At 40.9% G+C, this 21,448-nt stretch carries 23 protein-coding genes, 1 tRNA gene and 2 pseudogenes; 17 read left to right on the forward strand and 9 right to left on the reverse strand.

The features are described 5' to 3' along the window. The 3 genes from IM456_RS23385 to IM456_RS16570 form a co-directional block, all read left to right on the forward strand. On the forward strand, nt 1-117 hold a 117-nt coding region (locus tag IM456_RS23385), incomplete at its 5' end, for a toxin-antitoxin system TumE family protein (protein ID WP_353737746.1). A 352-nt stretch (nt 118-469) separates the two neighbouring features. Then, nucleotides 470-751, forward strand: a complete 282-nt coding sequence (locus IM456_RS16565; protein ID WP_061431492.1) for a hypothetical protein — start codon at nt 470-472, stop codon at nt 749-751. 1 nt (nt 752) lies between these two features. Continuing rightward, complete coding sequence (locus tag IM456_RS16570) at nt 753-962, forward strand: DUF2283 domain-containing protein (RefSeq protein ID WP_223211798.1); 210 nt, start codon at nt 753-755, stop codon at nt 960-962. A gap of 322 nt (nt 963-1,284) precedes the next feature. On the opposite strand, the pseudogene IM456_RS16575 reads toward IM456_RS16570, so the two are convergent. Next, nucleotides 1,285-1,422, reverse strand: a pseudogene (locus tag IM456_RS16575) (HNH endonuclease); the annotation flags it as partial. Nucleotides 1,423-1,702: 280 nt separating this feature from the next. Here IM456_RS16575 and IM456_RS16580 point away from each other — a divergent pair. Together IM456_RS16580 and IM456_RS16585 are read left to right on the forward strand one after the other, a co-directional pair. Beyond that, complete coding sequence (locus IM456_RS16580) at nt 1,703-1,897, forward strand: NAD(P)H dehydrogenase subunit NdhS (protein WP_002759298.1); 195 nt, start codon at nt 1,703-1,705, stop codon at nt 1,895-1,897. Nucleotides 1,898-1,899: 2 nt separating this feature from the next. Then, nucleotides 1,900-2,574: an HAS-barrel domain-containing protein gene (locus tag IM456_RS16585; RefSeq protein ID WP_002759297.1), complete on the forward strand. Its 675-nt coding sequence runs from the start codon at nt 1,900-1,902 to the stop codon at nt 2,572-2,574. A gap of 197 nt (nt 2,575-2,771) precedes the next feature. On the opposite strand, the gene IM456_RS16590 is transcribed toward IM456_RS16585, so the two are convergent. Further along, nucleotides 2,772-3,032: a hypothetical protein gene (locus tag IM456_RS16590; RefSeq protein WP_149985496.1), complete on the reverse strand. Its 261-nt coding sequence runs from the start codon at nt 3,030-3,032 to the stop codon at nt 2,772-2,774. Nucleotides 3,033-3,622: 590 nt separating this feature from the next. Here IM456_RS16590 and IM456_RS16595 point away from each other — a divergent pair. Both IM456_RS16595 and IM456_RS16600 read left to right on the forward strand, forming a co-directional pair. Further along, nucleotides 3,623-3,838 (forward strand): hypothetical protein, encoded by a 216-nt coding sequence (locus tag IM456_RS16595; protein ID WP_159293831.1) that lies wholly within the window; start codon nt 3,623-3,625, stop codon nt 3,836-3,838. Further along, on the forward strand, nt 3,835-4,116 hold the full coding sequence (locus IM456_RS16600; protein WP_008207104.1) for a type II toxin-antitoxin system RelE/ParE family toxin: 282 nt from the start codon (nt 3,835-3,837) through the stop codon (nt 4,114-4,116). The genes IM456_RS16595 and IM456_RS16600 overlap by 4 nt, the downstream gene beginning before the upstream one ends. Nucleotides 4,117-4,134: 18 nt before the next feature. Here IM456_RS16600 and IM456_RS16605 read toward each other — a convergent pair whose 3' ends face one another. Beyond that, nucleotides 4,135-4,500 (reverse strand): hypothetical protein, encoded by a 366-nt coding sequence (locus IM456_RS16605; protein ID WP_287694478.1) that lies wholly within the window; start codon nt 4,498-4,500, stop codon nt 4,135-4,137. 294 nt (nt 4,501-4,794) lie between these two features. Between IM456_RS16605 and rpe the strand changes: the two genes are divergently transcribed. Next, a complete protein-coding gene (rpe, locus tag IM456_RS16610; protein ID WP_002759286.1) occupies nt 4,795-5,502 on the forward strand; it encodes a ribulose-phosphate 3-epimerase in 708 nt (235 codons plus the stop codon). 48 nt (nt 5,503-5,550) lie between these two features. On the opposite strand, the gene IM456_RS16615 is transcribed toward rpe, so the two are convergent. After that, the gene (locus tag IM456_RS16615) at nt 5,551-6,357 is read right to left on the reverse strand and encodes an inositol monophosphatase family protein (RefSeq protein WP_287694475.1); all 807 of its coding nucleotides are present in this window, start codon (nt 6,355-6,357) and stop codon (nt 5,551-5,553) included. A 504-nt stretch (nt 6,358-6,861) separates the two neighbouring features. Here IM456_RS16615 and IM456_RS16620 point away from each other — a divergent pair. The 3 genes from IM456_RS16620 to hypF are packed head-to-tail and all read left to right on the forward strand — an operon-like array spanning nt 6,862 to nt 10,314. Continuing rightward, on the forward strand, nt 6,862-7,272 hold the full coding sequence (locus tag IM456_RS16620) for a coiled-coil domain-containing protein (RefSeq protein WP_149985491.1): 411 nt from the start codon (nt 6,862-6,864) through the stop codon (nt 7,270-7,272). A gap of 52 nt (nt 7,273-7,324) precedes the next feature. Next, nucleotides 7,325-7,999 (forward strand): hypothetical protein, encoded by a 675-nt coding sequence (locus IM456_RS16625; RefSeq protein WP_012268290.1) that lies wholly within the window; start codon nt 7,325-7,327, stop codon nt 7,997-7,999. Nucleotides 8,000-8,049: 50 nt separating this feature from the next. Beyond that, the gene (gene hypF, locus IM456_RS16630) at nt 8,050-10,314 is read left to right on the forward strand and encodes a carbamoyltransferase HypF (RefSeq protein WP_287694473.1); all 2,265 of its coding nucleotides are present in this window, start codon (nt 8,050-8,052) and stop codon (nt 10,312-10,314) included. Nucleotides 10,315-10,637: 323 nt separating this feature from the next. Here the strand turns inward: hypF and IM456_RS16635 are convergent, their stop codons facing one another. Continuing rightward, nucleotides 10,638-10,931 (reverse strand): hypothetical protein, encoded by a 294-nt coding sequence (locus tag IM456_RS16635; RefSeq protein ID WP_149985489.1) that lies wholly within the window; start codon nt 10,929-10,931, stop codon nt 10,638-10,640. 365 nt (nt 10,932-11,296) lie between these two features. Between IM456_RS16635 and IM456_RS16640 the strand changes: the two genes are divergently transcribed. Next, entirely contained in the window at nt 11,297-13,027 is a 1,731-nt protein-coding gene (locus tag IM456_RS16640) for a diflavin flavoprotein (RefSeq protein WP_287694470.1), read from the forward strand. 75 nt (nt 13,028-13,102) lie between these two features. Further along, the gene (gene bchH / locus IM456_RS16645; protein WP_287694468.1) at nt 13,103-16,768 is read left to right on the forward strand and encodes a magnesium chelatase subunit H; all 3,666 of its coding nucleotides are present in this window, start codon (nt 13,103-13,105) and stop codon (nt 16,766-16,768) included. A 420-nt stretch (nt 16,769-17,188) separates the two neighbouring features. On the opposite strand, the gene moaC is transcribed toward bchH, so the two are convergent. Next, nucleotides 17,189-17,689 (reverse strand): cyclic pyranopterin monophosphate synthase MoaC, encoded by a 501-nt coding sequence (gene moaC / locus IM456_RS16650; protein WP_079206075.1) that lies wholly within the window; start codon nt 17,687-17,689, stop codon nt 17,189-17,191. 43 nt (nt 17,690-17,732) lie between these two features. Here moaC and IM456_RS16655 point away from each other — a divergent pair. Both IM456_RS16655 and IM456_RS23390 read left to right on the forward strand, forming a co-directional pair. Next, nucleotides 17,733-17,806 (forward strand) — tRNA-Arg (locus tag IM456_RS16655). 183 nt (nt 17,807-17,989) lie between these two features. Then, nucleotides 17,990-19,303: pseudogene (locus IM456_RS23390) on the forward strand (tetratricopeptide repeat protein). A gap of 15 nt (nt 19,304-19,318) precedes the next feature. Here the strand turns inward: IM456_RS23390 and IM456_RS16670 are convergent. From IM456_RS16670 to IM456_RS16680, 3 genes are all read right to left on the reverse strand, one after another. Continuing rightward, on the reverse strand, nt 19,319-19,732 hold the full coding sequence (locus tag IM456_RS16670; RefSeq protein ID WP_002797269.1) for a type II toxin-antitoxin system VapC family toxin: 414 nt from the start codon (nt 19,730-19,732) through the stop codon (nt 19,319-19,321). Further along, complete coding sequence (locus IM456_RS16675) at nt 19,729-19,980, reverse strand: hypothetical protein (RefSeq protein ID WP_002774365.1); 252 nt, start codon at nt 19,978-19,980, stop codon at nt 19,729-19,731. Before IM456_RS16675 ends, IM456_RS16670 begins: the two co-directional genes overlap by 4 nt. 86 nt (nt 19,981-20,066) lie before the next feature. Continuing rightward, complete coding sequence (locus IM456_RS16680; protein WP_287694460.1) at nt 20,067-20,318, reverse strand: hypothetical protein; 252 nt, start codon at nt 20,316-20,318, stop codon at nt 20,067-20,069. A 277-nt stretch (nt 20,319-20,595) separates the two neighbouring features. Between IM456_RS16680 and IM456_RS16685 the strand changes: the two genes are divergently transcribed. Then, the gene (locus IM456_RS16685; RefSeq protein ID WP_287694458.1) at nt 20,596-20,952 is read left to right on the forward strand and encodes a type II toxin-antitoxin system RelE/ParE family toxin; all 357 of its coding nucleotides are present in this window, start codon (nt 20,596-20,598) and stop codon (nt 20,950-20,952) included. After that, a complete protein-coding gene (locus tag IM456_RS16690) occupies nt 20,949-21,278 on the forward strand; it encodes a helix-turn-helix transcriptional regulator (RefSeq protein WP_002791106.1) in 330 nt (109 codons plus the stop codon). The genes IM456_RS16685 and IM456_RS16690 overlap by 4 nt, the downstream gene beginning before the upstream one ends. Nucleotides 21,279-21,448 lie beyond the last annotated feature (170 nt).

A 21,448-nucleotide genomic window follows, 5' to 3' on the forward strand; every position in this document is an offset into this window, starting at 1 on the left:
CACTTTCCCAATCTCTCTACTTTTACCCATCACAAGCATTTCCCAAACGATGTAATTAGTTGTCAAAAACCTGAAATTACTCAAGTCTTAAAAGAAGCAACAGAGTTATTGAGGTAAATAAAATGTATTTAATGCGATCGCTGATCTTGTAGGGTGCGTTAGGCGGTTACCAATTCGGTAAAAACACCAAAATTAACAATCCGCGCCCCGCGCACCAACTTTATCATTCTGTGTTACCGAATAAGATATAATTGGGAAGGTGAAAATAGTGCGATGCCGAAGGCACTGCCTAGCAGTACGCCGATCTTGTCGGGTGCGTTCCCTGAAACCTTTGCGACTGCGACATGATGTGATATTGGGGAACGCACCACCCTTAAGGTTATGGTTTCGGTTGGTTACGGTGTTGGGGGTTTGGGAAGGAGAATTTAGATTAAAATAGATAACAGATAATTAGCAAAGTCTGCTCATAATGCCGAATATTATCTGGTCGGATTACTTACAATATCGAGCCAAACTGAGAGGATTTGAACTTGCTAAAATAGAAGAGATTCTCAAATACTCTGGAGAAAGGTACTACGATACTGAAACGGGTCGTCTTATTGCCGTAGGCAAGCATGATAATCGTTTAGTAATTATTCCTTATGAATACGATGATAATTTTATAACTCCTGTCACCATTCATGCGACAACACGCCAACAAATTCGATTTCGCCTAACAACTGGGAGATATACTATCCATGAGCAAACCTAAAATGAGATACTTTGAACAAGAAGACATTCTTCATTTAACTATTTCTGATGAACCAGAAGCTAACAGTGTAGAAATTAATCCAAATATTACGGCTGAACTTAATGATTTAGGAGAATTAATTGGCCTAGAGATTACTAATGCTAGTTCTTTTATCCGAGATTCAATTTTAGAGTCAACCCAAGGAAAAATATTAAATTTGTCCCCCCAATGACTTATTGAGTGCGATGCCGAAGGCACTGCCTAGCAGTACGCCGATCTTGTAGGGTGTGTTAGACGGCGATTATCTTTGATAAAAAACTCAAATTAACAATCCGCACCCCACGCACTAACTTTATTATTAAATTGGTGCGTTACGCTATCGAAAAGCTCACTCTACGAGTTAGTGCGCTCGCCTGTGGCTGGGGTTGAGGGTTGAATAGAGCAAATTATAAATAAAGCAAAATCGATGAGAACCATTCCCTTAACTTTAGAACAGCTTATTTAAGCAGTACAACAATTGTCGCCTGAAGAACGAATTGCGATCGCCTGATCGGGTAGAGAACAGGGACGTATTGCCTAAGACGGATAACAGAAGGTAGGGGTAAGTCACGACAAACCACTTTTCCGCTATGTTCTAGGGATTCAGCTTTTCCTTTCAACAATAAAAAGATCGCGCGCCACCAACTGGTAATATTTAGCGGTTCTTAGGAGGCATTCAACAGGAGAACCTTGATCATAGGTGTCTGGAGATCGCTTGAATTTACCCCGAATGGTAGCGCAGATCACTGAGATGGGAACCTATTATTCAGTGTTGGGGAAGTGGGGAGCTTTTTTCAGTTATCGGTAAACAGCCTTTCGTCCGGGGATGATGCCAAATCCCCTCATGCCTCTTATTGCCGGCCGACGACCGACGAGCGATAACTAATTTTTGATAAGCTAAAAGACAGTAATTATAATTTCGTCGTCAATCCTATGATTTTGCCAGGTAGTACCGTTCGAGTCACCAATCCCGATGATACCTACTATAAATTTGAAGGTTTAGCCCAGCGTTTAAGCGATGGGAAAGTGGCCGTTCTTTTTGAGGGGGGCAACTGGGATAAGTTAGTCACCTTTAATCTCTCGGAATTAGAAGAAGTAATTATTGCCCCAGCTAAAGGCAAAAAATAACCATGCGTCCACCCTTACCGCAATTGGCCACGGATAACCGCCATCCCGATCATATCGCCGAAGTTATTGAGACGACGACGACCGAGTTTTTAGCGCAATGTTTGGAACCAGAGGAGTTAAACTTTCCTTTTATGCCCGCTTTTGGTAGTTGGGTAAAAGCCTACGATGAAGAAACGGGTAATAAGATTTTTGGGATTGTCACCTTTGCCACCACTGCCCCCATCGATTCGGTACATCGCGCTAGAGCTTTGGGGTTATCTTTGGCTGAATTGCGGGAACAACAGCCGCAGATTTTCGCTATGTTAAAAACGGAATTTCGGGCAACTATTGTCGGTTTTGAAACCTTACCCGGACAATTTAATGGCAATGGTGCCGGGCGAGGTTATATCTATCAATATATTCCTCCCCGTCCCCCACAAATTCATCAGGCGGTTTATCAATGTGAGTCGTTAGAAGTGGTTTATTTTAGTGAACAATTAGACTTTTTACGAATTTTATTACAGGTCAAAAATACTCCCGTGGAAGCTTTGGCAGCTGCTTCTATCCGTCAGATGTATCAATTGCGTCAAGCCGATCGACAATGGTTAGTGAATGTGGGCAGACAGTTAAGTGTTTTACTTAAGGATGATTATGATCGCTTGCGTTATATTCTCAGTCAAATTCATATTAGTCCTTAGATGATTCGGCTTGGCTGATTTTAATTATGAATTGTCTTCTGAGCAATTCTTCAAACTCCGAACCAAGTTAACTTGTGGATACTTTGCACAATTAGCATTCATATCTGGATTGCGGCAAAGCCGATTATCTTCAAGCATTGTAACGGCTAAATCGCCCTAGGTTGTCTCTTCGTTCAGTAAATGAATAGCGTTGTCCATCAAGCATTGGATGTTCCCTTTGCAGCAATCAGAAGCTCCGACAATGCCTGCACTGCTGCGCTATCGGTTTGAGGCGACCATAGCACGGCTTCAGTGGATGCGAGTTGCTCAAGCAGTACATTTTCCGGATCGGGTTCTCTAGTTGGTTCTAGGCTGCATCCCTCTTCTTTGGCGACTGCTAGGAGCAGAAAGTGAATGAGTCGAAGCTTATCTTGGCGAGATAACTGATTAACTGTGGGCAACAGTTCACTAAGTGACATATTGTTGACTCTGAAGAATACTTCTCTCCATTATAGGTTCGATTCTCGGCGTTGCTGATTTATAATTATGAATTGTCCCCTAGGCAATTCTTAAAACTGGGGAACAGGCGTTCGTTATGTATATATTATACATATAGGTTATGTATATATTGATTGTATATATAACCCACATTCCGCACCCTAAAGTGTCACATTGAAAATTTTATCTAAATCGTCAAAACGATTGCCGGCTCTGAATTACAGGCTAATTTGTTTGCCCAGCAGATGCACAATTAGCCCTAAAAATCTGATAGCTCTGATACCAAATTATTGAGATAAACTCTCATTAAGCTGGCGATCGCTGACTAGAGTGTGACACTTCATAATTCTTAGTAATCGCTAAAAGTCTTACTATACAAGGGCTAGAGCAACTTTTGATTTCAACGACTAGGGTGCGGAATGTGGGATATAAGTTTGGGCATAATATAGTTAGTTATAAATAGTTGACTAGAAAAAAAATGTCGATATAATGAATGTTTATACGGTAACTATCGCTATTTTTATCCTTGATTGTAAATTCTAGATAGTTTAATTGATCGCCCCTTAAGAAAATGGCAATACAAACAACCTTTGCAGAGATTTTAGAAGCAGCCGAGCAACTTCCCCTTGAAGATCAAGAAAATCTCATTCATATCTTACAGAATCGTCTTCGAGATCAAAAAAGAACAGAGTTGATTAGAGATGTTCAAGAAGCTCAACAAGAATTTGCACAAGGTCAATGTCAACCCCTGACACCTGAACAAATCATGGAGGAAATCCTTTCGTGAATTTTGTTTTATTACGCTCCAATATATTTATTAGAAATGCTCGAAAAATTGTGAAAAAACAGGCTTTTTTAGCTCAAAATATCCAAGAAACTTTAGCTTTATTATCCGTAGATCCATTTCAACCTCGATTAAGAACACACAAATTAAAAGGGGAGCTTAAAGATTCTTATGCTTGTAGTGTGGGCTATGATTTAAGAATTGTCTTTAAATTCGTTGAATATGAGCAGAAACAGGCAATTCTTTTAGAGTCAATTGGGACTCACGATGAAGTTTATTAGTGCGGATGATTATTGCGCTCAGTTTGGAGAAACCGAAACAGAATCAAGATAAAAAACCTCATTAACGGCTATTTCAGCTTTTTTGAGCGCAATTTGCCATTCTAAGTCAGCTATTTCTCGATCGAGTTCGGCAATTTCACTATTAACTTGCTTTAAATCGGCGATAATTTCTTGTTTACTGCGTTTTCTACCGTAGATAGCCAGTTCATCCTCTTGTAATTTCTCAAGGATAGAGTCTAGGGAACCGGTTAAATCGGCCGAGGGACTATCCATAATACCTAAACGCATTAAGACCTGTACCGCTTTGACAACGTCTTGCTGATAAGCTTCTCTAGAGGGGTAATCTTGGGGTTTTTTGAGATTTAAAGCGTCAATGATATTCATATTTCAGGTTATGAAGGTTAAATGCGAAACTGTGATTATGTCACACTTATATACCTCAAGTTTCTAATAAATTCCCTAACAGGGATGGCAATATCTTTTATTTTAGAGTAGAAATGCTTGATTGTCAGTAGCGGTTATTGTCTTACAACAATCACAAATTTTTGTCTGTTACAATTTATACAAAATGCTCTGGGATTACCCCGACTGAAAACTCAAATCCGATTAGTGATCACTGATCACTGATTGCTGATAAGATTGTTACGAAAATATAAACACGAAATTCTATAGTTAGCCATGACCCAAAACGGAAGCTCGAAGTCGATCGTTGTCTCTCCCTCGATCCTATCGGCGGATTTTAGTAAATTAGGAGCCGATATCGAGGCTGTGGATAAGGCAGGAGCAGATTGGATTCACGTTGATGTGATGGATGGTCGTTTTGTCCCGAATATCACCATTGGACCCCTGATTGTCTCCGCTATTCGTCCCTATACGAAAAAACCTTTAGATGTGCATTTAATGATCGTGGAACCAGAAAAATATGTGGCTGACTTTGCGAAAGCGGGTGCTGACATTATTTCTGTTCACGCTGAACATAATGCTTCTCCCCACCTCCATCGTACTCTTTGCCAAATCCGCGAACTCGGTAAACAAGCGGGTGTGGTATTAAATCCCTCCACTCCCTTAGATTTAATCGAATATGTGCTGCATTTGTGCGATTTAGTCCTAATTATGAGCGTTAACCCCGGTTTTGGTGGCCAGAGTTTTATCCCGGAAGTTGTCCCCAAAATCCGTCAATTACGTCAAATGTGCGATGAAAGAGGCTTGGATCCCTGGATTGAAGTGGATGGCGGCTTAAAACCGGCTAATACTTGGCAAGTTCTCGAAGCGGGTGCTAATGCGATTGTAGCAGGTTCGGCGGTATTTAATGCCCCCGATTACGGGACGGCGATCGAAGGTATCCGTAACAGCAAACGTCCCCAACCTCAATTAGCCACCGTTTAATTGCTGCGGGGGTGGGTTAGCTGTTGATTAATTATCTTGGCATTCGCACTAACCCACTCTGCTGATTTGTTCTAAAACCTGCCGCCATAAACCGGAATTAGAGACGGCTAAAACTTCGCTAGAATCAGCTTTTAGGGGACTACCAGACCAATCGCTAATTATTCCGCCCGTACCTTCAATAATCGGGATTAAAGCACAAAAATCGTAGTATTTCAGGTCTGATTCTAGGATTACCATCGGCATGGCAGTGCAGCCGGTGGCTAACATCATATAGTTATAGCAATCACCCCCAAAAGCGGTACGTTTACAGACGCTTTGCAGCTGACGAGCGATCGCCTGTTGTCGTTCTGTGATAAACATTAAGGGGGTGGTGGAGGCTAAACAGGCATTTTTTAAGACAAGTTCCCGATCTTGACGGTAGGGATTAACAATCATCTGGTTATTATAAAGACTCGCTTTTCCCTTCACTCCTAACCAGCGATCGCCTAAAATCGGTTGATCGACAATTCCTAAAATCGGTTGATTTTCTGCCACTAGGCCGATTAAAGTCCCAAAAATAGGCAATCCTTTGACAAAAGAGGATGTGCCATCGATCGGATCCAATACCCAATAACGACCACTTTGGGAGGGAATATTAGCTCCTTCTTCCCGAATAACGCCATCTTCAGGCAATTCTCGCCGAATAATCGCCACCATCGCCTCCTCAGCTTCTTGATCGGCGATTGTTACTATTGAGGAAACTTGCTCGAGTTTTGTCTCGGTTTCTAGATGGGGCTGCCGAAAATAGCGCCGGATAATCTCTCCAGAAGTGTCCGCTAATTGATGAGCTAGTTGGATAGTGCGATCAATATTCATGAGGGGAAACAATACAGCAGAATTTAGAAGACAGGAGACAGGAGTAGGGAGTGTGGGAAGTGGGGAGGTGAGGGATTTAGCGGAAATTTCCCTATCACCCTAAATCCCTATTGCCTCTTGGATAGTGCGAGCGATATTCATCAATAAAAGTTATCCATACAGTAAAACAATAATGTTTATTTATGGTAAAGGGGAGATGGGGAAGTGGGGAAGTGGGGGAAATTTGCCTATCACCCTAAATCCCTATTGCCTCTTGGATAGTGCGATCAATATTCATCAATAAAAGTTATCCATACAGGAAAACAATAATGTTTATTTATGCTAAAGGGGAAGTGGGGAATTGGGGAAGTGGGGGAAATTTGCCTATCACCCTAAATCCCTATTGCCGCGTCGAACCTAGAACTATCAATGGGTAACAGCTTGATTTTGACTCCATAATTAAATTAGTCAACGATCGACTCAATCTCAAGACGAGAAAAAATTAATCTATTAGGAGTTTAGCTGATGACGGCTTTTACGGAAAATGACCTAAAAAGGTTAGAAAATCTGATTATCAATGGACAAAAAGCGATCGAAACTCGTTTAACTTCTCTGGAGAGTGGACAAAAAGCGATCGAAACTCGTTTAACCTCTTTGGAGAATGGACAAAAAGCGATCGAGAATAGCATCGGAGAGATCAAAAGAGAAATTCAGGTCTTAGAGATAGGACAGACGGAAATTAAGGGAGAAATCAGGACTTTAGACGCAAAAATCACCGGTTTAAATGAAAGAGTGCAACTCATCGAGGCATCCGTGGGAAAAATTCCCGATTTAGCCGAAAAAATTGGGGAGGTAAAAAACTGGAAACAGATCGGTATATCGATTGTGACTGCTGTTGTGGGTGGGGTAATTGGTTGGTTAATTCGGGGAAAATAAAACTAGGCAATGTAACATAGTATTAAGCATTTGTATATTTTTATTAATTTTTATGGAACAGACAGCTTTAAATCTGATCGCGATTACCGTTTTTTCGATCACTCTTTCCGTATTTGTCACCCCTTTGCTGTCTATTTCGCCTTTTGTCCCCGCTTTGGCTACTTTTAGCCTCTTGGGATTAGTTACCGTTGATACTCTCACCTTTAATAACCGGGGCGTGACTTTACTACTGGATGCTCTTTCTCCTAGTAAACACCGTCAAAGAGTTATTTACCACGAAGCCGGACATTTTCTCACCGCTTATATTTTGGGCATTCCGATCGCCAGTTATAGTTTGACCGCTTGGGAAGCCTTTCGTCAAGGCCAGGAGGGAGTCGGCGGTGTTCAATTTGACCTAGCAGATTTAGAGCAAAAAGTCAAGAACTTTACTGATTTTCCTGCTTTTTTAGAGCGAATTTCCACGGTGTGGATGGCGGGAATTGCTGCCGAAACCTTAGTTTATGGTAAAGCGGCAGGGGGAGAAAGCGATCGATTTTATCTGCAATCGGCCTTAAAATTAGCGGGGGTTTCCGAGAATAATTATGCCCAAAAAGAGCGCTGGAGTTTATTACAGGCAAAAACTCTTTTAGAAAAACAACAGACTGCCTATCAAGCTTTAGTGATAGCTATGGAAAAAAGGGCCAGTGTGGAAGAATGCTGTCGGGTGATTAGTGAAAGTTTAGTATAACGGGAAAAGTAATCAGGGATAGATTTGATGATTTCTCCGTTAAATTATTTATGAATAATCAGAGCATTCAATCCGAGCAGCGATTAGCTTTAATTGTGCGCGGGGCAGTACAAGGGGTCGGTTTTCGTCCTTTTGTTTATCGATTAGCAACGGAATTAAACTTAGCCGGTTGGGTGAATAACACAGCAGCGGGAGTTTTTATTGAAGTCGAGGGCAATCGAGACAAACTAGAAACTTTTTTGACTCGATTATCTTTAGAAAAACCACCTCGATCGCTAATTGAAAATATTGAGACTCAATGGTTAAATCCCGTCGGTTATCAAAACTTTAGCATACGTCCTAGCAGCGGCGGTGAAAAGAATACAATTGTTCTGCCCGATTTAGCCACTTGTCCCGATTGTTTAGCCGATATTTTTGACCCTAATAATCGTCGTTATCGCTATCCTTTTACTAACTGCACTAACTGCGGTCCTCGCTACAGTATTATCGAGAGTTTGCCCTATGATCGCAGTGCCACAACTATGAGGGGTTTTAATCAGTGTCCCGAATGTCAAAGGGAATACGAAAACCCTCTGGATCGCCGTTTTCATGCCCAACCGAATGCCTGTCCTCGTTGCGGACCCCAAATTAGTCTTTTAGATAGTCAAGGATGTGTATTAGCGGAAAAAAATCAAGCTTTAATCGCTACTGCTAGAGCAATTGAACAGGGAAAAATTATGGCGATCAAAGGATTAGGAGGATTTCACCTAGTCGTCGATGCAAGAAATACGGAAGCAGTGCAAAAATTGCGACAACGTAAACAGCGACCGGATAAGCCTTTTGCCGTGATGTATCCTAATCTTGATTTAGTGAAAAACCACGGTTATGTATCTTTTTTAGAATCGCAATTATTGCAGTCTCCTGCAGCGGCAATTGTCCTGATTAAACAGCGAAAAAATTATCTTTCTGCTGCCGTTTCTCTGGGTAATCCCTATCTAGGAGTCATGTTACCCTATACTCCCCTACATCATCTTTTATTGGCAGAATTAGGCTTTCCTATCGTAGCAACCAGTGGTAATCTAGCCGATGAACCCATCTGTATCGAGGAAAAAGAAGCTTTAGAAAAATTGGGAACTATCGCCGATTTATTTCTAGTTCATAATCGTCCCATCCTTCGACCAGTGGATGACTCTATTATCAGGGAAATGGCGGGAAAAGCGATGATTTTGCGGCGGGCGCGGGGATATGCTCCCTTTCCTGTTAAAGTTAATGATGGAGATTTTCCCCCGATTCTGGCCGTGGGAAGTTATTTTAAAAATACCGTGGCTATCTATCAAAAAAATCAAGTTTTTATTAGTCAACATATCGGCGATTTAGATACAGTTAATGCCGTTAATCATTTTGAAAATATCCTCGATAGTTTAAAAAAATTATACGAGTTTGTACCGGAAATTATCGCCTGTGATGCCCATCCTGAATATCTAGCAACCAAGTACGCTTATAGTTTAAATTTACCCGTTATTCCCATTCAACACCATTACGCTCACGTTTTATCCTGCATGGCAGAACATCAGCTACAACCTCCAGTTTTAGGGGTTGCTTGGGATGGAACAGGATACGGTTTAGATGGCACAATTTGGGGGGGAGAATTTATCCATATTGCTGCCGATTCTTGGCAGCGAGTCGCCCATTTTAAACCCTGGCCATTACCGGGAGGAGAAAAAGCGGTTAAAGAACCCAGACGAGTGGCTTTAGGATTACTAGAAGTTATGGAAAATACCGATAGGATAAAATCAGCTTTTAGTGAACAGGAATGGTCGATTTTTAGGCAAATGTTAACCAAAAAAATTAATTGTCCTTTAACTTCTAGTGTCGGGCGTTTGTTTGATGGTGTGGCGGCGATTCTAGGTTTATGTTATCAATTAAGTTTTGAGGGACAGGCAGCAATGCAGTTAGAATTTGCCCTTGATGGCATTAAAACGGAAGAATATTATAATTTTTCTTTATCAGCTGACTCACCCATAGTTATTGATTGGAATCAGCTAATTTTAGGAGTTGTTGAGGATTTAGAAAAACAAGTACAAATCGGCATAATTGCCGCTAAATTTCATAATAGTTTAAGTGAGATTATTGTAGAAATTGCTCACCAAATAGGTAGAGAAAAAATTCTCCTGACGGGAGGCTGTTTTCAAAATCGTTATCTGACGGAAAGAACAATTAATCGCCTACAAGCTTCGGGATTTCAACCCTACTGGCAGCAAACTGTTCCCACTAATGATGGTGGTATTAGCCTTGGTCAAATTATCGGGGCTTTTTCTAGACTCAAACAGTTCTAGATAGGACAAAATTAACTTCTTGGTTAGGATAGACAAGAGGCAAGGGGTGCCTCTCACATTTGCAGAAATACCGACAATCAGCAATTATCAGTGACCCTTAAATTATTACAGACATATCAGCAGCTGCCTGTAAGCATCCCACCGAAAAACCAATGCGCTCTAGGGTTTGGGTAGGGTTGATTCATGAATCAACCCTACTATAGAGTTCTTGCATAATTAATTTTTGAGAGTGCAAAAATGAGATGCACCCAGAGGTAAGAGGTAGTTATAAGCGTTAAAGATAAACCACAGAGACACAAAGAACAGAGAGAGCCGATTTTTTTCTAGACTGTTAAACGATGCCACTCAACGATTTTATTGCCTACTTTCAAAATAATTGCTTGACCTAAACCCAGTTCTTGTGTCACCCTAACTAGATGGGAGAAATTTTGATGAGTGATTGCTAGTCCCTGCAAACAGGCTAGAAAATCGAGACAGAGAACCGTAGAGAATTCCCAGGTTTGTCGGTAAACACGGCAATTATCCGGTAAAAAAGCCACAAGAGCGCGAAAATGAGTCAAAGCGGCTTTCTCAAAATTGGCGCTAGTGCAGTCAAAAGACGAGTGCTGATAGCTCATAAAAACTTTGCCTGATAGGGAGAGAGCAGGGTTTTCCTCAGACTAGCACCTCGCTTCTGGGGATCACCTTCCCTTTAGAATTTCTCAATAGACTGGCAAATCCCCCCAGAGGGGTATCGTTACCCGCGAGCAAATTGCTAGAAGCTAGGTTTCTTCCCAGAGATAGTGTACTTTAGATATTGATGTCCTTCCGGCTGGCAAGATAACCTATAAATTTCCCCACTCGTCCCCAGCGATAAAAGGCTGTATTTAGTCAAAAATCAAGTGTTGACTTTGATGCCAAACTTGCCTAGTAAAAAATGATCACAGCCTCAAGTTGCCGCTTAACTACTTGACTACTTAACTGATAACTGGTAACTAAAATTATGAATAATGCAATTGTCAAACCGAGAGATGTACAAGTAGCACCGATCGCCGCCGATACTTTTGTCTTTCGTTCCCGCACTTGGGACCGGTTAAAATTCGAGATCGAATACGGATTACAAAAGGGAACCACCGCCAATAGTTATCTGATTAAAAGTGAAAAGGTCGCTCTTTTTGATCCACCGGGGGAATCATTCTCGGCTATATTTTTAGAGGCTTTAACTAAAAGAATCGATCCGAAAACTATTGATTATATTATCCTCGGTCACGTTAACCCCAATCGTGCCGTCACCCTCAAGGCACTTTTAGAAATCGCTCCTCAAGTCACTTTTGTTTGTTCTAATCCGGGGGCAATTTCCCTGAAAAAAATTCTCGAAACCGAAGCATTAAATCTGTTCGTTGTCAAGGGGGAAGAAATATTAAATTTAGGAGCAAACCATCAATTAGAATTTATCCCCACTCCTAACCCCAGATTTCCCGATCAACTCTGTACCTACGACAGCAAAACTGAGATTCTCTACACCGATAAATTATTCGGAGCGCACGTTTGTGGCGACCAAATTTTTGATGAGGGTTGGAGCGTTTATAACGAAGATCGGCGTTATTATTTTGATTGTCTCATGGCTCCCTATGCCAGCCAAATTAGCAACGCTTTGGAGAAATTAGCCCCTAAATCGCCCTTATTTTATGCCGTTGGTCACGGTCCTCTGGTGCGTTACGGGATGCACGAATTGACCCTTTCCTATCAACAATGGTTAGCAGTACAAAAGTCCCAAGAGTTGACAATCGCCCTGATTTATGCTAGTGCCTACGGCAACACCGCCACCCTCGCTCAAGCGATCGCCATGGGGATCACGAAAGCGGCAGTAGCAGTCACGGCGATTAATGCCGAGTTCGCCGAACCAGACGAGATCAAAACGGCGATCGAAAAAAGTGTCGGTTTTATCTTTGGTTCCCCCACTTTGGGAGGACACGCACCCACTCCCATCCAAACCGCCTTGGGGATTACCCTGTCCAATGGCGATAAAAGCAAGCTGGTGGGGGTTTTTGGCTCCTACGGTTGGAGTGGTGAAGCGATCGATCTTTTGGAAGGTAAATTCCGGGATGGCGGCTATCGCTTCGGTTTTGAGCCAATTCGGGTTAAATTTAAGCCCACGGAGGCAATTTTAAAGACCTGTGAGGAAGCGGGAACCGATTTCGCTCAAGCAGTCAAAAAAGCTCGCAAAAGCAGACAACCGAAAACTAATGTTAACCAATCCCAAAGCGATCGGCGATCGCAGGCTCTGGGCCGTTTGGTGGGTTCTCTCTGTATCGTCACCTGCGAATTGGGGGAATTGCGCGGCGCCATGTTAGCCTCTTGGGTGTCGCAAGCGACGTTCACCCCCCCCGGATTGACTATTGCCGTGGCGAAAGAACGAGCGATCGAGTCTCTGCTTTATAGCGGTACGCCTTTTGTCCTTAATATCCTCCAAGAAGGTCAACATTTGGCTTTAATGAAACATTTTCTTAAACCTTTTACTCCAGGGGAAGATCGTTTCGCTAATATCGAAACCACTAAAGCTGAGAACGGTGGGCCGATTCTGGCCGAAGCGCTCGCTTATCTGGAATGTCGGGTAGAACAACGAATGGAGTGCGGTGATCATTGGCTGATTTATGCGATCGCAGAAAAAGGCAAGGTTTTACACCAGGGTTTAACCGCTATCCATCATCGCAAATCCGGCAGTTATTATTAATTTGTCGTTATGATCATTTCAGGGGGTGTTTTCAGGCAGGATAACCCACCCTGATTGGTCTAAAAATATATTCTTATGAAAAGCATTGTTTTAATTGTTGGCTTTGAAACCTTTAACAGGAATTTATATCGGCAATCGGGCCTGTTGGCTAGTTCTAAATGTCCCGATTTAGAAGTAAAAGTATTTAGCGATAAATCCTTGACTAGCGAACCGGAAATAGTCGAGCAAGCTTTAGCCACTGCCGACGTTTTTTTTGCTAGTTTGATCTTCGATTACGATCAAGTTACTTGGCTGCGGCAACGAGCGGCACAGATTCCCATTCGCTTAGTTTTTGAGTCTGCTTTAGAGTTAATGAGTTTAACCCGTTTGGGAGAATTTGCCATCGGGGATAAACCAAAAGGAATGCCAAAACCAATTCAATTTATCTTGAGTAAATTTTCCAGTGGCAAGGAAGAAGATAAGTTAGCTGGTTATCTTAGTTTCCTCAAAACCGGTCCGAAACTACTGAAATTTATTCCCGCTAAAAAAGTTCAAGATTTGCGTAACTGGTTAATTATTTACGGTTATTGGAATGCGGGAGGAACGGAAAATGTTGCCGCTATGTGTTGGGTAATTGCCCAAAAATATCTAGGATTAAAAGTACGAGAAATACCCGAAGTTATCGAAACTCCCAATAAGGGACTATTACACCCCGATTATCAGGGTTATTTTCTCACTCCCCAAGAATATTTAGCTTGGTATAAAAAAAATAAATCTCTTGATAAACCAGTGGTGGCACTGCTGCTTTATCGGAAGCACGTTATCAGTAAACTACCCTATATTAATCAATTAATCCGTCATTTTGAAACGGCTAATTTAATTCCCCTACCCGTGTTTATTAACGGAGTAGAAGGCCATACAATTGTTCGGGATTGGTTAACCACAGACTACGAAATTCAGCAAAGAAAAAAAGGAATTATTGAAACTCCTTCTTTAAGTGAAGATGCGGTGACAGTAGATGCAATTGTTTCGACGATTGGCTTTCCTTTGGTGGGGGGTCCTGCGGGTTCTATGGAAGCAGGAAGACAGGTAGAAGTGGCTAAACGAATTCTGTCCGCTAAAAATATTCCTTATCTTATCGCTGCCCCTTTATTGATTCAAGATATTTATTCTTGGACAAGACAGGGAATCGGTGGTTTACAGAGTGTGGTTCTATACGCTTTACCTGAATTAGATGGAGCAATTGATACGATTCCTCTGGGGGGATTAGTGGGGGAAACTATCTATTTAATCCCCGAAAGATTACAGCGTTTAACTGGACGTTTAAACAGTTGGATTAAGTTACATAAAACCCCTCCGCAAGAACGCAAAATAGCCATCATTCTCTATGGATTTCCCCCGGGTTATGGGGCAGTTGGTACGGCAGCTTTATTAAATGTTCCCCGGAGTTTAGTTAAGTTTTTACAAGCTTTACAAGCGCAGGGTTATCATGTGGGAACAATTCCCGAAGACGGGGAAGAAATTATTCAAAAAGTTAAATTTGCCGATGATGAAAATCTCTCTAAACAAAATCGTTTATCGATAGAAACTTTAGAAAATTGGCTAGGTTATCTGTTAACCTCTCGCATTGAAAAACACTGGAAATCTCTGAAAGATGCGGGGATAAAAACTGTTGGCAACCAGTATCATTTAGGGGGAATTGAGTTAGGTAATATCTGGATTGGAGTCCAGCCACCTTTAGGAATTGCCGGGGATCCGATGCGGTTAATGTTTGAAAAAGATTTAACTCCTCACCCTCAGTATGCAGCCTTTTATCAGTGGTTACAGAAAGATTTTAAGACCGATGCGATCATTCATTTTGGTATGCACGGAACTGTCGAATGGCTGCCCGGTTCACCACTAGGAAATACTGGTTATTCTTGGTCAGATATTTTATTAGGAGATTTACCGAATTTATATATTTATGCTGCTAATAATCCCTCGGAATCTATCCTAGCTAAACGTCGCGGCTATGGGGTGTTAATTTCCCATAATGTGCCTCCCTACGGACGAGCGGGATTATATAAAGAATTGATGATTTTACGAGATTTGATTGCAGAGTTTCGAGAAAATCCTGAGAAAAATTACGCTTTAAGAGATAGTATCCTCCAAAAGATTATTGATACAGGTATCTCTAAAGATTGTCCTTTTCTGGAAGCAGAAAAACAGGGAATAGAATTCACTTTAGAAAATGCCAAATTATTTAGCCGCTATGCACTAACCGATTATTTTGTCAAGGTGTATAATTACCTACAAATCGTCGAACAAAGACTATTTTCTTCGGGTTTACACACCCTAGGAACTGCTCCTAATCAGGAAGAATTAAAAGGTTATCTTGATGCTTATTTCACCGATTTATCTGAGCGAGAATTTCAGCAAATTCTCGCTGACGAAGCAACCAATGAAAAGCTTAAAGAAGGCATTGCTATTAAAAATTTATTAGGACAAAATAGCGAAGAATTAACTAATCTTTTGCGGGGATTAAATGGGGAATATGTACCACCGGCACCGGGGGGTGATTTACTCCGGGATGGTGCGGGAGTTTTGCCCACAGGACGCAATATACACGCTTTAGACCCCTACCGGATGCCTTCCCCCGCAGCCTACACTCGCGGACGAGAAATCGCCAAAAAACTGCTAGAACAAAACTTAACTGAAAAAGGAAAATATCCCGAAACTGTAGCAGTTTTACTCTGGGGATTAGATGTGATTAAAACTAAGGGTGAATCCCTGGGTATTCTCTTAGAATTAGTCGGTGCGGAACCGGTGAAAGAGGGAACAGGAAGAATTGTCAGGTATGAATTAAAACCTTTAGGGGAAATTGGACACCCGCGCATCGATATTCTGGCTAATTTATCGGGAATTTTTCGGGATACTTTTATCAATATTATCGAGTTATTGGATGATTTAATGCAGCGGGCAGCCGAGATAGAAGAATCGGAAAATGATAATTATATCCGTAAGCACTATTTAGCCTTAAAAAGTCAAGGAATTGACAATGCCAGCGCTCGTTTATTTTCCAATCCTGCCGGGGATTTTGGCTCTTTAGTTAATGACCAAGTAGTGGAGGGAAATTGGGACAATGACAACGAATTAGCGAAAACTTGGGAAAAGCGTAATGTTTTTAGTTATGGTCGTCAAGATAAGGGACAAGCGCGGCCAGAAGTGCTACAACAGTTATTAAAAACCAGTGAAAGTATTATCCAAGAAATTGACTCGGTAGAATACGGTTTAACCGATATTCAGGAATACTACGGCAATACAGGAGGATTAAAATTAGCCGCAGAAAAACAAAGCGGTAAACGGGTGATGACGAGTTTTGTTGAGAGTTTTTCCAATGATACAACTCCCCGCAAATTAGAGGAGGTTTTGCGCTTAGAATACCGCAGTAAATTACTCAATCCTAAATGGGCCAATGCCATGGTTAATCAAGGTTCCGGTGGGGCCTACGAAATCTCCCAAAGAATGACCGCTTTAATTGGTTGGGGCGGTACGGCTAATTTTAGTGACGATTGGGTGTATGATCAGGCAGCCGATACCTACGCTTTTGATGCAGAAATGGCGGAAAAATTGCGTCAAGCTAATCCCGAAGCTTTCCGTAATATTGTCGGTAGAATGTTAGAAGCACAGGGTCGCGGTTTTTGGCAAGCAGACCCCGACAAATTAGAGAAATTACAGGAATTATATCAATTGACCGATGAAAAATTAGAAGGGGTTACTTAGGTTTTTTAGGCTGCATCTCATTTTTGTCAATCTACCAAGTTGGGATTTTTATGGGTAAACTATCGGGAGCATCTCACCTTTGTAACCCCTAAATCAGGTTTTATGTCAATCTATTTTAAAAGCCTTGCTAGAAACCAGTTTTAGGGACAAGTATAATTACTCACTTGCATAAATGAGATGCTCCCACACTCTCGGCTAAAATCGGTCATTACTTCCGATTTTATCACTCAATCCAAGCCTTTGGGGGGTTCTACCCCCCAAACCCCCCGTTGGGGGCGTGGCGCCGCCCCCAAACCCCCCGCGCATTAGTTTTTCGGTGGGATGCTTACACGCAGCCGCTGACCCATCTGTAATAATTTAAGAGTCACTGATAATTGCTGATTGTCGGTATTTCTGCAAATGTGAGATGCACCAGGGTTTTCATCGCAACAGGGAATCCTTGTGATAATCTGATTTTCCTCCTGTTTTACTCAGCAGACGGATATTTTCAATCAGGATTGATTTTTCTAACGCTTTAGCCATATCGTATAAAGTCAAGGCTGCCACAGATACCGCCGTTAAAGCTTCCATTTCTACCCCAGTTTCCGATTTTGTCACCACTTCTGCCCGAATTTCGTAGCCGGGTAACTCTGCTTTCGGGATAATCTGAACATTGATTTTTTGCAGGGGTAAGGGATGGCAAAGGGGAATTAAACAGGAAGTTTGTTTGGCCGCCATAATTCCCGCTAGTCTGGCCGTCCCTAAAACGTCACCTTTTGGCGCATTTCCCTGTTCTATGGCTTCAAAAGTCGTTTTTAGCATTCTCACTTGTCCTAGGGCGATAGCAGTGCGTTTAGTGGGCATTTTCTCCGATACATCCACCATCTGGGCCTCGCCTTGGCTGTCGAGATGAGATAATTTTTCTTTACCCTCTTGCGTCATTGAATGAACCTGTGCTATAGTAGTTTACTGTTGAGAAAAACAAGGGCTTGTAGCTTAGTGGATTAGAGCGTGTGGCTACGGACCACAAGGTCGGGAGTTCGAGTCTCTCCAAGCCCGTTACATACAATGGCATATACTACAGGAATTAGGGACCTATGGTTCCTAATTTCTTTGGTTTTTTGCCCCATCTTCCCACTTTCCTATACTTTTTAAACAGGATTTAGTATCAGCAGCCAGTTTTGCTGGAGTATTTTTTACCCTCAAACAGTGAAAGAAACTAAACTTTTAGGATTGTATAATATGAATTCTCCTGCACCTGTGCCGACACCCTTTCAAGTTGCTTTAGAGCGTTACCAGAATGCTCTAAATTATTTAGATACTTCTCATAATAAATCTCTGAAAAAAGCACAGGCTTTAGAAATTATTGCCGCCAGAGATGCTCTTAATAAACAAATGGAAGCTGAGGCGGAAATTTCGGTTGATATGTCGTCAAAATTAATCGAACAAGATAATAGATTAAAACAGAAAAGCTACAAAATTACTCAAGTTCTTGACTTAGCTGAATATCGGGAGACTTTACCTATGTCTGCTCAGGCTTGGTGGTGGCATTTAGAAAGTAGGGAATCTCTGCATCCTTGCAATCGCTTTGATTGGCTATTGAGAAGCGGTAAACTGGTTTTATTAGGGGTTAATTTTACATTAATCGGAACGATTGCTACTCGGTTTCTTAGTGGTGGTTCAGGTTTGCTAGAAATAGGGGGTGTTATTTTTTCGACTTTCATTTCTTTATTACAAACTGAAAATGCTCTCACACGGACGCGCCAGAAGGGTTTTGTTAAGTTAATGAAATTGCTTGGGATTGCTGAACATTGGTATGAATAAATACAGTTTTCTGTAACAGTAATAGTCTTTGCTATTCTCTTGGGAATTTATCTAAATTTCTCTTGGTTTTCTGAGCTTTATAAGCAAGAAGGCAACCGTTTACAATCTCCTCCGCCAGCAAGTCAAGAATTTCCTAATTTAGCTTCAGCCGAAGAGAAGTATTTAAAAGCAATTGAGTTAAACCCAGATAATTTAGATGCTCATTATAAGTTGGCAACACTTTACGAAGAGTTACAGGATTTGACTAATGGGAAAAAACACTATTTAATTGCGGCAAAAGGTGGTTTTATAGATGCTTATAATAATCTCGCTTATTGGTATCTGCGAGATGATAAGAATGCAGAAGCAGTAGAGTTACTGGAAAAAGCCAAGAGATTATTAGCAGAAAAAGATGAAAAACTAGACCAATTTACTGAAGAGGAGAAACGCAATTTAGCAGTACAAAAATATAGTATTTATAAAAATCTAGGCTGGGCCAGATTTAAGCAAAATCGCAGTGAAGATGCAGTTCCTAATCTTTTAGTTGCTATTGGTATCGCTGAAAATCCAGCTTATCAGAAATTTATCCGCAATCCCGGTGCTGCTTTTTGTATTTATGCTCAACTTTTAGAAAAAGAAGACAAGAAATTATCTCAGGAAAATTGGCGTAAATGTCTTAAATTAGCCGAAGGGAGGGAAATTAATACGGAGGAGGAGCAATGGTTATATGAAGCGAGGAAAAAATTAAAGTGAAGTAAAGTTTAGTGACTATTCTCTGAGTAATGCGCTAAATCCTTCTTGCTGAAAATGCTTATCAAAGGTTAATATTTCAGAGATTTCCAGTTGTCTCATAATCTGCATGGAAGCACAATCAGTTAAACTGTATCCTTTATCTAATCGTCTTTGGTAAAAATCAAAAGCTTGCTGAAATTGTTCACTGGTTTGGGGAATGATTATGGTTTTGCTGTCATTGCGTAAATCATGAGTTAGACGAATAGCTGATTTACGCAAAAATTCCCCTCTACTGCATAAAGCATTGAGTAATTCTGTCAGAACCATTTCACTGGTAACACCTCTAAAGTTACCCAGTCTTGCTACCATACTTATAGCAAGTCTATGAGCATTATCTCCTCTATCAGCTAACGCTTTTAAATAGAAGGTATCTAAGAAAATTTTTCTCATTCTTCCTCATCTTCTCTCGGTGCGCCGTACATATAATGTTCCGCGTTACGCGCAAAGTCTCTGGGAAAGTGTTTTCGCCATTCTGATTGGGGAACAACGTTACCAATCTCAACAATTCTTTGCCAAAAAGGTTTTTTGCGAAATTCTGGGTCATTTTCTAGTGCATCCCATTTAGCATCGAGTTCTTCCATTGATAACTCAGGCTCTTCGGATGTGTTAGAGGTTGAATGATTGTTTAAGTTAGTCATGATTAAAGTTTCCTTTTAGATTAAAGAGAATAAGTTAATGATAACCTAAATTATCTGGTCAGGTAAATGTTTTGCGAAAATTTGTTTCATTCTTCCTCATCTTCTCTCGGTGCGCCGTACATATAGTGTTCAAAATTACGCGCAAAGTCTGTAGGTAAGTGTTTTCGCCATTCTGATTGGGGAACAACGTTACCAATTTCTACAATTCTTTGCCAAAAAGGTTTTTTGCGAAATTCAGGGTCATTTTCTAGTGCATCCCATTTAGCATCGAGTTCTTCCATTGATAACTCAGGCTCTTCGGATGTGTTAGAGGTTGAATGATTGTTTAAGTTAGTCATGATTAAAGGTTCCTCAAGTTCTTTGATTAAATCGTCTGATTCTACAGTTGAGTGAGGGTTTTGTGTGTCCATACTTGATCAGAAGTGATAGTTTGTTTTTATCATAGCATTTTCGAGTTGGAGCGAGGTACGGAGATTATCGAGGGTAATTAACCACAGAGACACAAAGAACACAGAGATTATTCACCGATGTTATAATTTATACTGATGATGGCAAGAGAGCCGAATGTTTAACTGAAAGCTTGACATTATTTTATGTACAGACTATATTATAGTTATGGAATGGAATATTATATTTGATCCAGATTTTAGGTTCTGGTTTTATCAACAAGAACAGGGACTTCAAAATGAAGTATTTGCTGTTTTAACTGTATTGATGAAACTTAGACCAGCACTGGGGAGACCACGAGTTGATACCATTGAAGGATCTTCTTTTAAGAATATGAAAGAGCTTCGTCTTCAGTATAAAGGTGAACCTTGGCGTGTTTTATTTTCCTTTGATCCTCATCGACAAGCAATTTTACTTGTTGGGGGGAACAAGTCAGGTAACAAAAGATGGTACAAAGAAAATATTCCTATAGCAGATCAACGTTATCAAAAATATCTGGAAAAACTTAAGGAAGAAAAGTCATGAAAGAATATACCAACTTCTCGGAAGAATTTAATAAACTTTGTGGAGAACGACAAGCAATTATTAAAGCAAGAGCTTCCCAAATTTATCTGGAGGAACTTACGCTTAAGTATTTGCAGGAAAAACTAGGTTTATCTTTATCAGAATTGGCAGAGCATCTTGAAGTACAGCAATCAATAGTACCTAGACTTAAACAAGAGCAAAATCTAGAGCTAAATACACTGCGCGAAGTAGTTAACGCCTTAGGTGGAACTGTCGAAATTATTGTCAAAATTCCCAACAAAGAACCTATAATTATTGGTGACTATTCAGAAACGAAGTGTAATTAACCACAGAGACACAGAGGACACGGAGATTATGGCTCTTCGGTTTGTCTTATGCAACGTACAGGGTTATAAGGAATGAAACTCTTATAGAGAAAGACATTTGGCGATTTTTGTTAATTGTTTTCTATCTAGAGCGAACTAATCAATTAAATCTCTTGCCAGATAAGGATTTA

This window comes from Microcystis sp. M079S1, from assembly GCF_020246425.1.
Lineage (GTDB): Bacteria > Cyanobacteriota > Cyanobacteriia > Cyanobacteriales > Microcystaceae > Microcystis > Microcystis aeruginosa.

Coding starts and splice junctions, on each gene's coding strand:
- IM456_RS16565 (WP_061431492.1), top strand. CDS start 470: ATGCCGAATATTATCTGGTCGGATTACTTACAATATCGAGCCAAACTG.
- IM456_RS16675 (WP_002774365.1), bottom strand. CDS start 19,980: ATGACTAACTTAAACAATCATTCAACCTCTAACACATCCGAAGAGCCT.
- bchH (WP_287694468.1), top strand. CDS start 13,103: ATGAAAAGCATTGTTTTAATTGTTGGCTTTGAAACCTTTAACAGGAAT.
- IM456_RS16615 (WP_287694475.1), bottom strand. CDS start 6,357: ATGAATATTGATCGCACTATCCAACTAGCTCATCAATTAGCGGACACT.
- IM456_RS16690 (WP_002791106.1), top strand. CDS start 20,949: ATGAAAGAATATACCAACTTCTCGGAAGAATTTAATAAACTTTGTGGA.
- IM456_RS16625 (WP_012268290.1), top strand. CDS start 7,325: ATGGAACAGACAGCTTTAAATCTGATCGCGATTACCGTTTTTTCGATC.
- IM456_RS16635 (WP_149985489.1), bottom strand. CDS start 10,931: ATGAGCTATCAGCACTCGTCTTTTGACTGCACTAGCGCCAATTTTGAG.
- IM456_RS16590 (WP_149985496.1), bottom strand. CDS start 3,032: ATGTCACTTAGTGAACTGTTGCCCACAGTTAATCAGTTATCTCGCCAA.
- IM456_RS16640 (WP_287694470.1), top strand. CDS start 11,297: ATGAATAATGCAATTGTCAAACCGAGAGATGTACAAGTAGCACCGATC.
- moaC (WP_079206075.1), bottom strand. CDS start 17,689: ATGACGCAAGAGGGTAAAGAAAAATTATCTCATCTCGACAGCCAAGGC.
- IM456_RS16670 (WP_002797269.1), bottom strand. CDS start 19,732: ATGAGAAAAATTTTCTTAGATACCTTCTATTTAAAAGCGTTAGCTGAT.
- IM456_RS16580 (WP_002759298.1), top strand. CDS start 1,703: ATGATTTTGCCAGGTAGTACCGTTCGAGTCACCAATCCCGATGATACC.
- IM456_RS16605 (WP_287694478.1), bottom strand. CDS start 4,500: ATGAATATCATTGACGCTTTAAATCTCAAAAAACCCCAAGATTACCCC.
- rpe (WP_002759286.1), top strand. CDS start 4,795: ATGACCCAAAACGGAAGCTCGAAGTCGATCGTTGTCTCTCCCTCGATC.
- IM456_RS16595 (WP_159293831.1), top strand. CDS start 3,623: ATGGCAATACAAACAACCTTTGCAGAGATTTTAGAAGCAGCCGAGCAA.
- IM456_RS16680 (WP_287694460.1), bottom strand. CDS start 20,318: ATGACTAACTTAAACAATCATTCAACCTCTAACACATCCGAAGAGCCT.
- IM456_RS16570 (WP_223211798.1), top strand. CDS start 753: ATGAGATACTTTGAACAAGAAGACATTCTTCATTTAACTATTTCTGAT.
- hypF (WP_287694473.1), top strand. CDS start 8,050: ATGAATAATCAGAGCATTCAATCCGAGCAGCGATTAGCTTTAATTGTG.
- IM456_RS16585 (WP_002759297.1), top strand. CDS start 1,900: ATGCGTCCACCCTTACCGCAATTGGCCACGGATAACCGCCATCCCGAT.
- IM456_RS16620 (WP_149985491.1), top strand. CDS start 6,862: ATGACGGCTTTTACGGAAAATGACCTAAAAAGGTTAGAAAATCTGATT.
- IM456_RS16685 (WP_287694458.1), top strand. CDS start 20,596: ATGGAATGGAATATTATATTTGATCCAGATTTTAGGTTCTGGTTTTAT.